The 14,159-nt window shown below is 29.5% G+C and carries 10 protein-coding genes and 2 pseudogenes; 1 reads left to right on the top strand and 11 read right to left on the bottom strand.

Features of this window, described 5'->3' with window-relative positions; genetic code table 11:
• Nucleotides 1-763 precede the first annotated feature (763 nt).
• The 3 genes and pseudogenes from DIC82_10580 to DIC82_10570 all read right to left on the bottom strand — a co-directional run bounded on the left by DIC82_10580 (nt 764) and on the right by DIC82_10570 (nt 1,960).
• A complete protein-coding gene (locus DIC82_10580; protein AWK51449.1) occupies nt 764-949 on the bottom strand; it encodes a hypothetical protein in 186 nt (61 codons plus the stop codon).
• A gap of 88 nt (nt 950-1,037) precedes the next feature.
• Nucleotides 1,038-1,769: pseudogene (locus tag DIC82_10575) on the bottom strand (methyl-accepting chemotaxis protein).
• Between the two features lie 5 nt (nt 1,770-1,774).
• Nucleotides 1,775-1,960 (bottom strand): annotated as a pseudogene (locus DIC82_10570) (sugar ABC transporter permease).
• On the opposite strand from DIC82_10570, the gene DIC82_10565 reads away from it, so the two are divergent.
• On the top strand, nt 1,891-2,331 hold the full coding sequence (locus DIC82_10565) for a hypothetical protein (protein ID AWK51448.1): 441 nt from the start codon (nt 1,891-1,893) through the stop codon (nt 2,329-2,331). The pseudogene DIC82_10570 and the gene DIC82_10565 overlap by 70 nt on opposite strands.
• Nucleotides 2,332-2,546: 215 nt before the next feature.
• Here DIC82_10565 and DIC82_10560 read toward each other — a convergent pair whose 3' ends face one another.
• The 8 genes from DIC82_10560 to DIC82_10525 all read right to left on the bottom strand — a co-directional run bounded on the left by DIC82_10560 (nt 2,547) and on the right by DIC82_10525 (nt 14,157).
• On the bottom strand, nt 2,547-4,676 hold the full coding sequence (locus tag DIC82_10560) for a glycosyl hydrolase (GenBank protein AWK51447.1): 2,130 nt from the start codon (nt 4,674-4,676) through the stop codon (nt 2,547-2,549).
• A gap of 63 nt (nt 4,677-4,739) precedes the next feature.
• Nucleotides 4,740-6,068, bottom strand: a complete 1,329-nt coding sequence (locus DIC82_10555; GenBank protein AWK51446.1) for a glycosyl hydrolase — start codon at nt 6,066-6,068, stop codon at nt 4,740-4,742.
• Nucleotides 6,031-7,626, bottom strand: a complete 1,596-nt coding sequence (locus DIC82_10550) for a DNA-binding response regulator (protein AWK51445.1) — start codon at nt 7,624-7,626, stop codon at nt 6,031-6,033. The genes DIC82_10555 and DIC82_10550 overlap by 38 nt, the downstream gene beginning before the upstream one ends.
• Nucleotides 7,626-9,395 carry a two-component sensor histidine kinase gene (locus DIC82_10545; protein ID AWK51444.1) on the bottom strand — a complete coding sequence of 590 codons (1,770 nt, stop codon included), beginning with the start codon at nt 9,393-9,395 and terminating at the stop codon, nt 7,626-7,628. Before DIC82_10545 ends, DIC82_10550 begins: the two co-directional genes overlap by 1 nt.
• A gap of 72 nt (nt 9,396-9,467) precedes the next feature.
• Nucleotides 9,468-10,310: a carbohydrate ABC transporter permease gene (locus DIC82_10540; GenBank protein ID AWK51443.1), complete on the bottom strand. Its 843-nt coding sequence runs from the start codon at nt 10,308-10,310 to the stop codon at nt 9,468-9,470.
• Between the two features lie 5 nt (nt 10,311-10,315).
• Nucleotides 10,316-11,215 (bottom strand): ABC transporter permease, encoded by a 900-nt coding sequence (locus DIC82_10535; GenBank protein ID AWK51442.1) that lies wholly within the window; start codon nt 11,213-11,215, stop codon nt 10,316-10,318.
• Nucleotides 11,216-11,351: 136 nt separating this feature from the next.
• The gene (locus DIC82_10530; protein ID AWK51441.1) at nt 11,352-12,665 is read right to left on the bottom strand and encodes an ABC transporter substrate-binding protein; all 1,314 of its coding nucleotides are present in this window, start codon (nt 12,663-12,665) and stop codon (nt 11,352-11,354) included.
• Between the two features lie 322 nt (nt 12,666-12,987).
• A complete protein-coding gene (locus DIC82_10525; protein ID AWK51440.1) occupies nt 12,988-14,157 on the bottom strand; it encodes a sugar ABC transporter permease in 1,170 nt (389 codons plus the stop codon).
• Nucleotides 14,158-14,159 lie beyond the last annotated feature (2 nt).

The raw sequence follows: 14,159 nt of genomic DNA, 5'->3' as shown, positions 1-14,159 counted from the left end.
GTCACATCACAATATAGAATGCAAAGAACTTTATTATTTTTATCTAGAATAACAAGTCCTTGTATTTGTCCATTAACTCTTACACTTGAGATACTTTATTTCGTTTTCATTATTCTATAGACGAAACATAATACTATTATATCACTTTTTGTAATCTTTTCAAACAAACTTTTAAAAGTTATTTCAAAAGATGTTTTAAAAGTTATTATAAAAATATCAATGATACTTATTTTCTTTTATGTGAATTTTCCTTTAGAATTATAATAGAGTGTTGCTCCAAATCGGCTTAAGTATTTAAATTAGTGATGTGTTGTCTATTTTATGGAATACTACGTTTTAAATATAGGTTAAAAAAAACTTGCACTAGAAGTGAATTTATATATATTTCCACATAGAGAATTAGATAAAAATAATAGATAGGTTAGATTAATAAAAATTATACCATTAGATGAGTATAAAGAAATATATACTCATCCAATTCATCAATAATGGTTGCCAATCAATAGAAGTTAAAAATATAAAGTCCATAGGTGTGCCAGCAACTTCTTTAATCTCTCCAGCAGGATATGAACTGTTCATACTTATACTTTAGGCGGGATATTCTGAATACAAAAATCTTGTTAATAGTTTTTTTTACCAGCATGTGCCCGAAGAGTAACTTCAATCTCTTCAAATTAACTGCTTACGTTTCTAGTACATTCCTTATATTTGTTCTTAGACTCTAACTATTAATTCTAAAGTCAAAAACTTTTTGATTTACACATTATTCAGCCTTTATTAATTTTAAAATATTTTTAATTTCAAATATTCTGTTTTCTAAGCTAGTTATTTTTAAATCTAATTCATCTAATTTAGCCTCATTATTTGTTTGTGCTTTTTCATTCAAATAATTTTCAATATTAACTGCAACAGAAATAAATTCTTTTGTTAAATCATAAGCATTTTTCATATTATGCATTCCTTTCTTTAATTTAATTTTAGTTGGTTGCAGAATACTGCAACCGTTGATCAATATGTTTCATTAAACTTTTTCATAATTATTTTATTTGAATATCCCTAACGTCTATTTTAAACTTTTGTACCATTTCATTAAGTTCCTGTGAAAGTTCTGTTTGACTTTGTGATGATTTTGCAACATCAGCAATCGCAAACGTTATTTCATTAACATTCCTCTATATTTCTTCAGTACTAGTTTCAGATTCTTGAGCTCCGCCAAATATATTTTGTATAGAACTACTTACTTGCATTACCACATCATCAATTTGTTTTGATGATGATTCGAATTTGCCTATGAGATTATGCATAAATTCAGCATCTTTTTCATATTGAGTTCCTGTATTCATAAGAAGCTCGTAGCTAGGTTTTACATTAGTAGACATGAATTCTAGTACATCTTGTCCACTTTTAGATAAACTTATAAATGCAGTTTGGACTTGTGATACCATATTTTGAATCTTATGAGCTGCTTCAGAAGATTGTTCTGCAAGTTTTCTTACTTCATCAGCAACTACAGCAAATCCTTTGCCTTGTTCTCCAGCTCTTGCCGCCTCTATAGCAGCATTTAAAGCAAGTAAATTTGTCTGTTCTGCTATCTCTTCAATAGAACCAGTCATCATTTTAACTTCTTCCGCAATCTTCGAATCTTCTATAGATTTAAGAATATTTGAACGATTCTCATCGTAAATTAAATTACTCTTTGCTATATTTTCCAATGCTTTGTCTTTTATATCCGTAGCAGATTTATGTATTTCACCTACAGATATTGCTGCATTAATTATTTTTTATTTTTAGAAGCTATATCCATCCATACAGCAATCAATAATATTAGACCTTTAACAATATATTGCCAAAATGTTGGTGTATTCATCATACTCATACCATTATCTATAGTTGCCATTACAAGAGCACCAACTAAAGCTCCAACAACAGTACCACTACCACCTGCTAAACTTGCGCCACCCTTACAATGAATGCGAGAGTTTAATACCTATAACAGAGGATTATAAAGCAAGAAATGGCTTTTATCCTGAAAGAATATTAGCTGATAAAATTTATAGAAATAGAAAAAACTTAAACTATTGCAAAGAAAATGGAATTAGCATTACCGGACCTGCTTTAGGCAGACCTAAAAAGAATAAAACTACACTTGAAAAAAAACAAGAGTATGTTGATACATGTGAAAGAAATGAAGTTGAGGGAAAGTTTGGAACTGGTAAAACTAGATATGGTTTAGCTAGAATATTCGCAGATTTAAAAGAAACTGCTGAGTGTGTTATTAATATGGCATTTTTGGTAATAAACCTTGATAATAAATTGAGGGTCATTCTATAATTCTTCTATTTTTTAGTCAATATTTTTTGTATGGCTTTTCATATATGATAAGATAATTAAATTTTAATATCCTAACATGTTAAATTAATACAAAAATATACAGTAGCTAATTTTATTTCAAGCAAAATTAACTACTGTTATTATAAATAATATTTTTTCATATATATTATATTAATTTTTAATAATCTCTTAAATAACTATCACTTTTAAAAGATTTATATTAATTCAATATTAATTTCTAACGGAGCTATTCCTGTAAGCTCTACACTTCTCTTATCTGGTTGTGATATACCTACATATATCTTGAACTTATTTCCATCAAAAATTCTTTCACCTTCATTATTCACAACTTGAAAAGCTTTCTTGTTTATTTTCATTGTTATGATTTTACTTTCATTCTTATTTAATGTTATACGTTTAAATCCTGCTAAACTATAATTTTTTACTGCGAATTTTGATTCTAAATTTTTTGTATAACATTGCACTACTTCATCTATATCATAATCCCCTATATTTTTAATAGCTATATTCACATTAACATCTTCAAAATTTTCTTTAATCTCTTCTACGTTCAAATTAGACAACTCTACATTAGAATAAGTTAAACCATACCCAAATGGATATAAGCTTTCTCCTTCCATATATCGATATGTTCTACCCTTCATAGCATAATCTATAAATTCTGGTAAGTCATTAGTGTCTTTATAAAATGTAACAGGCAATTTACCACTTGGTGAACATTTCCCAAACAATAAATCTGCTACTGCTCGCCCACCACGGCTACCTGGGTACCATGCGTCTAATATAGCCGCACATTTGTCTTCTACTCCATTAAATGTTAAAGCACTTCCTGCTCCAATAACTACTATAACTGGTGTTCCAGTTGCAATCACTTTTTCTAATAACTCTTGTTGTTTCACTGGTAAGTTTAGGGTTGCCTTATCACCAGCTCCCTCACTATTACCAGCATCACCTTGCTCTCCTTCTATGGTAGAATCCAAACCTAAGCATAGAATAGCAACATCTGATCTTTCTGCTATTGATATTGCTTCTGCTACTCTATCATCGGGATTTGCTAAGTCCTCAACTCTATCTTTATATAAATGACATCCTTCTGAATAATATACTCTTACATCTTCTCCAACAGCTTCATGTATTCCATCTAATACAGTAATATATTGAGATGCAGTTCCTGAATAATTTCCTTTAAGCATTATTTTACTATCAGCATTTGGTCCAATTACTGCAACTGCTTTTAGCTTTGATTTATCTAATGGTAGTGTTCCATCGTTTCTTAATAATACCATTGACTTTCTTGAAGCTTTTAAGGATAATTCATTATGTTCCTTACAGTCATTTAATTCATATGGTATTTCGTTATATTCACAGTCTTCATCAAACATTCCAAGTCTTATTCTTGTTGCCATTAATCTTTCCGCCGCAGTTGTTATATCTTCTTCTGTAACTAGTCCTTCTTGATATGCCAATAATATTTGAAGGTATACATTTCCACAATTTAAGTCGCAGCCATTTTTCATAGCTAAGGCTGCTGATTCAGTGATAGTACTTGTTACCTTATGATGTAAATGAAAATCTGCAATTGCCCAGCAATCAGATACCACGTGACCTTTAAACTCCCATTTTCCTCTTAATATATCTTTTAATAAAGCCTTACTTCCACAGCATGGTTCTCCGTTTGTACGATTATACGCTCCCATTACAGCTTCTACATCGCCTTCTTTTACACAAGCTTCAAAAGCTGGTAGATAAGTTTCGTATAGATCTTTTTGACTTACGACAGCATCAAATTCATGTCTTAATCCCTCTGGTCCACTGTGTACTGCAAAATGTTTTGCACATGCTGCTATTTTTAAATATTTTCCGTCTCCTTGTAGTCCGTTTACGAAAGCTACTCCAAGTCTAGAAGTTAAATATGGATCTTCTCCATAAGTTTCATGGCCGCGCCCCCATCTAGGATCTCTAAAAATATTAACATTTGGTGACCAATAAGTTATTCCTTTATAAATATCTCTATCATCTTTTTTGCTGCTTTCATTGTATTTCGCACGACCTTCTGTTGATATAACCGTTGCAATTTCATGTAGTAATTCATCATCAAACATAGCGGCAAGTCCAATTGCTTGAGGAAAAACAGTTGCTGTACCTGCCCTTGCTACACCATGCAAACCTTCATTCCACCAATTATATCTAGGTATATCTAATCTCTCTACAGGTGCTGATTTATAAGTTAATTGTTCTGCTTTTTCTTCTAATGTCATCTTTGCCACTATTTCTTTTGCTTTTTCTAAAGCGTATTCGTGAGTAATTCTTTTCTCTTTAACCATTTTTATACATCTCCTCTTAAATAACTCAAAAATTTTTTGTGTTTTTTTCTATAATAATTTCCGTTATATAACTACTAATGTATTAAACGAATGTGGCTTTACAGTAAAGTTATAATTTATATCTTCAAAACAAAAAGTGACTTCTTGCATCTCATCAAAAGGATTTAATAACTCTAATATAATACTTCTATCTGGATTTTCAAAAGCTAGTGCATTTCCAGCATAATCACCTTTTAGTCCTTTCATTAAGGCTCCTTGTTTTACATATTTCGAAAAATGTCTCATCAAATAATATTCTGGATTATATCTTATATCATTATCTTCTGTAACTGTGATTAGGGAATTTTGTTTCCATCCCCATGTACTTACACCAGTTTCTTCAAGTATCATATTCCAATAAGTATAAGCACATACACCATTAATTAGGTATGTCCATATTAAATTAAATACATATTCAGCATATTCCCAGCTATTTTTTCCTTCTCCACATTCATTTTCTGTTTGTATTAATTTCATTTCAGGATATGCTACTTTGGTTTGCAACAAAGCATGCTTTCCACCCCATTGATATCCAACTCCACTTATATATTTCCTGGCATCTCTATCACTTAATACAGTATTAGCAAAGTTATTATATTGACCAAATTGCCAATTTTTATCACCATAATCGTCATAAGGCGAATTTAGCGTACCTAACCATATTTCTGTATCCAATTTGCTTTCTTCAAATAATGGTCCAATGTATCCTTTAATAAAATCACGCATTTTTTCACCTGACCAAACACAAGAAGGAAACTTTTGATCTGCTATTGGCTCATTTTGTATGTGTATTTGGTCAATCTTAAGGCCTTCATTTTTATATTCTTCAATAAATTTTTTAAAATAAAGGGCATATGCTTTTAGATTCTTTTCTTCCCAGATTAATGTCCCAAAATTATATACCTCAGGATACTTCATCCATGTTGGAGGACTCCAAGGAGATGCAAATAAATTAAGCTTTCCACTATATTTTTCTGCATCTTTAATAAAAGGAATTAAACATTCTTTATCTCTTTCAATAGTAAAGTTATTCATTTCATAATCGCCTTTAATTTCATTTAAACTATACCAGCTTGCTGCATAGTCACTTGCTCCAATTGGCAATCTGCAATAAGTAAAATTACATTCTGATGGATCAAATAAATTTTTCATTACTTCTTCTTTTTTATCTACTGTAATTTTATTTAAGGCTATATATCCCAATTCATTAAAACAAGCTCCAAATCCTTCCATAGTTTGATATGATTGTCCACTTAGCTCCAATGTGTGATATGCTTTTTCATTATTAATATATACATTTTCATTTGTCAACACTTCATATTTTGTGGTTGAAATTAAATTGATTTTTCTCATTATATCTTCCTCCAGTTTCTCTAAATTCAGTTGGAGACATTCCTGTTTGCTTTTTGAATGCTAATGAAAAATAATTTGTATCTTTATATCCTACTAAATTTGCAATCTTTCCCGTTTTCATACTCGTTGTTTCTAATAGCAATTTTGCTTTTTCTATTCGTTTACGAACAATATAATTATTGCATCCTTCTCCTGTATTATTCTTAAATAACTTGGAGAAATAAGTTGGAGTAACGTAAAGTATCTCTGCAATATTGTAAACTGAAATTGATTCATTAAGATGATCCTTAATATATAATTTTGCTTTTCTTATTATTTCATGACTTTCTCCAATGTCTGCTTGAAACATCTGTACTATAAAGTCTCTGGTGATTTTTAATGAGTCATCACGATTGCAGTTTTGCAAAGAAATAGATAAAGAATCCAACTTGCTATCAACTACGTCTCCTTTTTCCATCATATAAGCGAAATATAATGTTGCTAGAATGTCAAAACATGTTTTTTTTACTAAGGAAATGGATAAATTATGGAATTCTATTATTTTACTATATGATTCATAAATATTCATTACTTTCTCAAAGTCATCTATATTGTTAATCATACTTGTACGGATTTCTTGCACTTTTGCATTAAATGATCTTAGCGTTAATTCTCTTGGTTCACCTGTAATAATTTCGTCATCTGTATTTTTATTATTTAATAAAACGCAAGCATCATTATATGAAACATTGATTTTATTAAAACCGCATACAACACTTCCAAGAATTACTTTTTGATGTATATCATATTCATTTTTCAAATATTGAATTAAATATTGCATTCTTTCTGTTACTTCCTCAAATTCATCTCTTACAAACATGGCAACAACGATATTTTTGTTTTTATCTTCAAAAGTAATCCCTTCTTTTTTAGAATCAAATAATTCAATACAAGTATTTTTAATATATAAATTCAATAATTCAAAATGTTGTTTCCATGCCAAATTATCATCTATAATTGTACAAACTAATGCAACTTGCAATGTTTCTCTTTTGTTATAAAAATATTGATCTAACTCTCCTTTAATATCATCTATCTTCATTCGGTCATAAAGTAAATTTTGCATAATCTGCTCAATTTTTAATTGGTCAGTTACGCCTTGTATCCTACGCTTAATCTTTTGCTCATGATTTATAGCTTTTTGATTATCTAAATCTTTTATTAGTTTTTCAATGACATTTTCAAGTTCAGCTTCATCTACTGGCTTTAAAAGGTAATCCTCAACTTGCATCTTACAGCACTTTTGGGCATATTCAAAATTATCATATCCTGTTAAGACAATAATTTTAAGCTTTGGATTTAAACAATTCATTTTTTCTACTAAAGATAATCCATCCATTTCAGTCATACAAATATCTGTGACCATAATATCAAAAGTTTCTTCTTTCATTAAATTAATTGCTTCAATCCCAGAGGAAGCCATTTTAACCGTGTCTATGCTTAGCTTGTCCCAAGGAATAACATTGCGAATTCCTTTTCGAATCATCTCTTCATCATCTACAATCATAGCTTTATACATTAATTATTCTCCCCTTTAGGTAATAGAATATCTACTGTAGTTCCATCAAACTTATTTTTCCTATAGTATAATCCATACCCACTACCAAACAATATTTCTATTCTTTTGTGTACATTTCTTAACCCATATCCTGTTTTTTCATCAAATACTGATATAGAATTATTGATTTGATCAATTTGTTCTTGTTCCATACCCATTCCAGTATCTGCTACTGATATAACTATTTTATTATTTACTTCTTCTATAGTAATGGATATTTTACCTTTATACCCATCCTTAACCCTTATCCCATGATAAATTGAATTTTCTATTAAAGGTTGTAACGTCATCTTAGGTATCAAAACATTTGAAAAACGATCATCTATATTAATTTGACATTGGACAATATCACTATACCTCATATTTTGGATAATCAAATAATTATTTATATTTGCTAATTCTTGTGAAAGCGGTATTATGTCTTTTCCTTTACTTAAACATAAACGATAATAATTAGCTAAAGCTTTTACCATTCGCGATACATCCTTATTTCCATCAGATAATGCCTGCCAATGGATACACTCTAAAGTATTATATAAGAAATGTGGTTTGATTTGAGACTGTAACCTGTTTAGTTCAATTTGTTTAATCTCGGTTTGTTCCTTTTTTATTCTAAACATCAGTATATTAATTTCTTCAATCATAATATTAAAACCACTTGCAAGTTGTTTAAAATCATTTCCTTTATACTCTTTTTCCATTCTGACTTCAAGGTTCCCCTTAGAAACCTCATTCATTTTCTTTACAATGGTTTCCATAGGTTTATATAAATTCTTGCTTAATTTATAACACACTATGCTAATGAGTACTCCAGATATTAATACCCATAATATTATAAAATATATTACCGTATTAGTATCTTTTAATAATGATTCCATTGGAATCTCCCCTACCATATACCAATCCCAATTATTAAGTTTTTGATAAACAACCATTTTGTTTTCAACCTTTTGTTGTCCACTTTCTCCTTTTAATACATCCTTATACAAACTTTCCTTTCCGATCGAAGATTTGCTTGTATCAGATATAACAATTCCATCTTTATCCGCCAAATAAATTTGCATTTTCAATTCTTTATCTAAATTGGAATAAAATTCTTTAATATTTTTTTCTCCAATTCCTATAACTAAAAACCCAGTGTTCAATTTTGAATCATATTTATCGCTAATAGGTTGATAAATATTTAAAACATACTGTTCTGGATAAAATACTTTTCTTTTCATACTTATTTTACAATTTCCAAATTGAGTTGCTATTGCATTTTTATAATCCTCCAATGTTTGAGTTCTAAAATCACTGTTAGTCCAAACTTCTCCTACATATGCCAATTCTGGCCCATTAAATTTTACCAATGCAATATAATCTATATAACTATTAGAATCTAAAAGATATCTTATTGAGGAATAAGCATCTTTTGTATCTTTATAATAATTCTTTGAAGTTAAATTATTATTCATTAAAAATTCTTGTACTCGACTGTCTGATTTAATGATATTTGCTGTTTCAATAAAGTTTTTTAATGTTATATCTAATATATCTGTTATAGTTTCAAATTGTCCTTGTACAAGTCCAGTAGATTTTTGAGTAATCTCTTTTCCTGCTAATTGATATACTGTATAAATTACAAAAGTATTTGTAATTAAAACTGCTAGAATAAAAAGAATAGTGATTTTTTGATTAAATTTCATGCTGGATAATTTACTTATGATTTTTACTATTGCTTTATACATATTAGTACCCTTTTCTATATTATTTTTTTGTATGCTATAGAAACAATACTTTCTATGTATACCATAATGCTTCTATCCTTTAACGGCACCAGCCATCATGCCTTTAATTAATTTATCTTGTCCAAAAATAAATGCTATGATCATTGGTAACATAGAAATAGTTAGAACTGACATAATCATTGGCACATTCATTGTATATTGTCCTTGATATTCCCAAATAGCAAGTGGCAATGTTCTATTAGGTAAAGTTTGAGTTAAAACTAATGCAAAACTAAATTCATTCCATATAGCAACACCATTATAAATAGCTAAAGTTGCAAGTCCTGGCTTTACTAGCGGAAGCATAAGATTAAAGAAAATTTTATATTTATTACAACCGTCTATTTCAGCTGCTTCTTCCAATTCTCTAGGGATAGCCTGCATAAATGTAACTAGTATAAATACTGAAATTGGTAGATTAAAAGCTACATATGGACCTACTAATGCCCAAGGACTATCATATAAACCTATCTTAGTAGTCATTAAGAATATAGGAAGGAGTGTCACATGAACTGGAACTGACATACATGCTACTATTATAGCATAAATTGGTTTATTTAACTTAAATTTAAATCTAGATAATGGATAAGATGCACATGCACTTAAGAATAATAATATTACTAGTGAAACTATAAGTACTAATACACTATTTTTAAAATATATAAATATGTTCCCTTTAAATACATCCATAAAATTGTTTAAATATAAACTTTTAGGTAAATCAAATACACTTCCCATAAGCATTTCAAATTGTTGCTTAAATCCTGCTAGTAACATAAATATAAAAGGAACTATTGTGATTAAAAGCCAAACTATTGCGAGTATTCCAATTATAGTTTTTGTAGATAATTTTTTTATTGATAAATTCTGCTTCATAATAATCAATCTTCCTTTCTATTTAATGCTTTAATTGTAACTAATGATATTATTGTTATAAGAATAAACATTCCTGACGCTATTGTAGAACCATATCCCATTCTTTGAGATGAAAACGCATTTTTATACATATAAGTTGCCATGAGTTCTGATGCAGTACCTGGTCCTCCACCGGTCATAACGTATATAAGATCAAAATACTTTAATGACCCAACCATTGATAATACAATTGCACTTTTAATAGCTGGTTTCATAAGTGGAAGTGCTATCCTCCAAAAGTATTGGCTTTTTTTAGCACCATCAATAATTGCTGCTTCATATAAATCTGATGGTATACCACTATATGCTGCTAGAAAATACACCATATAGAAAGGGATAAATTGCCAACATATAGCTACTGTAATCGTAATTAGCGCTGTCTTAGGATTGCCTAATAAATCTATTGATTGTCCGCCTAATGCCTTTGATATTCCAGTTATTATACCTGAATTCGCATCTAATGCATATTTAAATAAGTAACCAATTGCAACAGATGACATTAGCATTGGTATAAACCAAATTACTTTAAACACATTTAATTTTTTCCCACCAAAATCTAAAAAAGTTGCAAGGGAAATACCAATTGGTATTTGAATAATTATAGATAATACCATGATAATAAGATTATTTAAAAAGGCTTTTTTGAAAACCACATCGTTAATAAGTTCTTTCCAGTTATTCAAACCTACAAAGATCTTATTTGATGCAAATCCATTCCAATCATAGTAACTTAAATTGAAAGAATAGACAATTGGATATGCTATATATATTATTAGAAATAATAATGCTGGTACAAGAAATATAATTGCTGCATTTCTTGTTGACGCGGCACGTCTTTTAGCCAAACTATTAGTTTGTGATTCCACTTTTTCTCTCTCCTTTATAATTAATTAGCTGTTGCAAAACTCAATCATTCATATATATTTAATTTATTAAATTAAATATATTTATTATGAAATCTTTATTTTGCAACAGCTTTAATTTTTTTTAATGTTGCTATAATTATTTATTTTTTGCTTTATATGCATCCATAGCAGCTTGTAATTCTTTATCTGCATCTTGTGGAGTCTTAGTTAAACCAAATATTTCTTGGCTAGTTGATTTGTGTACTTCTGCAACTTCTGCTGGTAAATATTGGTCATACCATAATTGAACTCCTTTTGCATTATTAACTGTATCTAAGATTTCTTGTGTTAATGCATCATCAGGTTTGAAATCTTTAAGTGGAATAATTTTACCTAACTTTTTACGGTCTTGTAATGCTTGATCATCTAATAAAGATTGAATTAATTTAAAAGCACCTTCTTTATCTTTACATGTTTCTGAAATTGAATATAAATTATCTCCAACAGTTCCTGCACAAAGTGATTGATCTTCTTTTGAACCATCTAATGCTGGGAATGCGAAGAATCCTAATTTACTGATAAAATCTGGATTTTCACCGATTACTGTACCTGAGAACCATGATCCCATTAAGTCCATAGCTGCATCGCCTTTATATAATGCTTGTCTAGCTTGACCACTATCATCGTCCATACCATTGAAGCCATTTATAAAGTATCCTTTTTTAACCCAATCTTGAATCTTGTTTCCAGCAAATTCAAATGCTGGGCTTTCAAATGAAGCTTTTCCTGATGCTGCATCTGCAAATGCGTTAAGTCCGCCAAAACGAGTTGCTAAATACATATAATACATTGAGCCTGTCCATTTTGTAGCATTAGCTAAAGCAAATGGTGCTACTCCGTTTGCTTTTAACTTATCACATGCTGCTTCTAATTCAGAAATAGTTTTTGGTTCTTCTATTCCATATTTAGTGAAAACATCTTTGTTATAGAAGAAACCTGCAACGGATACGTTTTCAACTGGAACAGCGTAAATTTTACCATTGTATGAAGATTGATTAATTCCAGCATCTATAAATTTACCTTTATAGTTATCTTTGTTCATCAAGTCTGTAAGATCAGCAATTTTATTTGAATTAACATAATCAATTAATCCTGATCCTCCCCATTGCATAAATACATCTGGAGTTTGATTTGAACTCATTGACATAGCTAATTTTTGTTTATACGAGTCATTAACCTGATCAACGATTTCTACTTCATATTGTGGATTTTCTTTCATAAATCTTTCTGCAGAAGCATGTATTGCATCTTTTGCAGTTGCTGTTTGAATATGCCATAATGTTAATTTTGTCTTTTCTGATGCTGTTCCATTAACTGCTGATGAATTACTACTTCCACAACCAATTAGTAACGATGACATCATTACAACAGTCGTTATTACTGTTGCCATTCTCTTTAAATTCTTATTCATGTTTTTTTCTACCCCCTAAATTCTTTTATAGTTTTGCTACATTTAAATAATAACATTACCAACTTTAAGTAAAAATCGAAAAATTTGACTTTTTTCTATAATTTTATATCTTCTTGTAAACATTTAAACTTACTGTTTCAAACAGAAAAATTATATATCTTAATAGTCAAAACTAAAAAACTCACTTCTTAGACTAAAGTCTTTAAAGTGAGTTTTTAGTTGCTTTATTTTTGTATTTTATAAAACGACTATATTCATTATATACCACTTACTTTTATACATTAAAAAATATGTATATAAAATTTTATTTAATCATAATTAATTATTTTTTGTTTTTAGATGATATATCCATCCATACAGCAATCAGTAATATTAGACCTTTAACAATATATTGCCAAAACGTAGGTGTATTCATCATACTCATACCGTTATCTATGCTTGCCATTACAAGAGCACCAACTAATGCTCCAACAACTGTACCGCTACCACCAGCTAAACTTGCACCGCCAATAACACATGCTGCAATTGCATCCATTTCTGCACTTTGACCAGCTGAAACTGACCCTGCATTTAATCTTGTTGTTAATAATATTCCTGCAACTCCACAAAGTAAGCCAAGTACTGAATATATAACTATAATATGTTTTTTTACATTTATACCTGATAATCTTGCTGCATCTCTATTGCCACCAATTCCATACATTCTTCTACCGAATATAGTTTTTGTTCCTACAAATCCTAATATCAAAGCTATAAGTAACATTATGAAGGCAGGTATTGGGAATCCTTGATAGTCATTAAGAATTACTACTAATGCTAACGATACAACTCCAATTCCAACTATTGTAAATACATCAAAAGCCATTGGTTTAACATCAATATTGTATTTAATTTTATTTTTTCTATTATTTAATACTAAATATGCTGAACCTGCAATTGCTAATACCACTAAGACATACCCAAGGGCTGTTGGTAGATAAGCTTGTCCTATTGCTTTAAAATCTGGTGATAATGGAGCTACAGTATTTCCTCCAGTAATCCCTATTAATATTCCTCTAAAAATAAGCATACTACCCAAAGTAACTATAAATGATGGAACATTCTTAACTGCTATCCAATATCCATTCCAAGCTCCCATAATTACACCAAGTATTAATGTTATTACTACTGTTGGAATAGCTGAAAAACCAAACCAAACATTTAATATTGCTGCAATTCCTCCTAGTAATCCAAGAGTTGATCCTGCTGAAAGGTCTATCTCACCTAAAATAATTACAAAACACATTCCTATAGAAAGTACCCCTGTAATTGACATTTGTCTAAATAAATTTGATAAATTTCTTGTTGTTAAAAAATTCCCATCTGTTAAAACTGTAAATAAAACCCACAATACTGCTGTTGCTAATAATATTGCTGTCATCTTAGATTTAAATATTACATTAAACTCAAATTTCTTTTCTTTTTCTGAACCTGTACTTTTACTTAATTGCATCC

Source organism: Clostridium beijerinckii, assembly GCA_003129525.1.
GTDB classification, from domain to species: Bacteria; Bacillota; Clostridia; order Clostridiales; family Clostridiaceae; genus Clostridium; species Clostridium beijerinckii_D.
The sequence above is the reverse complement of the archived record's forward strand: the minus strand, read 5'-3'. Positions and strand labels throughout refer to the sequence as shown.

Coding starts and splice junctions, on each gene's coding strand:
- DIC82_10550 (AWK51445.1), bottom strand. CDS start 7,626: ATGTATAAAGCTATGATTGTAGATGATGAAGAGATGATTCGAAAAGGA.
- DIC82_10545 (AWK51444.1), bottom strand. CDS start 9,395: ATGTATAAAGCAATAGTAAAAATCATAAGTAAATTATCCAGCATGAAA.
- DIC82_10580 (AWK51449.1), bottom strand. CDS start 949: ATGAAAAATGCTTATGATTTAACAAAAGAATTTATTTCTGTTGCAGTT.
- DIC82_10525 (AWK51440.1), bottom strand. CDS start 14,157: ATGCAATTAAGTAAAAGTACAGGTTCAGAAAAAGAAAAGAAATTTGAG.
- DIC82_10555 (AWK51446.1), bottom strand. CDS start 6,068: ATGAGAAAAATCAATTTAATTTCAACCACAAAATATGAAGTGTTGACA.
- DIC82_10560 (AWK51447.1), bottom strand. CDS start 4,676: ATGGTTAAAGAGAAAAGAATTACTCACGAATACGCTTTAGAAAAAGCA.
- DIC82_10540 (AWK51443.1), bottom strand. CDS start 10,310: ATGAAGCAGAATTTATCAATAAAAAAATTATCTACAAAAACTATAATT.
- DIC82_10530 (AWK51441.1), bottom strand. CDS start 12,665: ATGAATAAGAATTTAAAGAGAATGGCAACAGTAATAACGACTGTTGTA.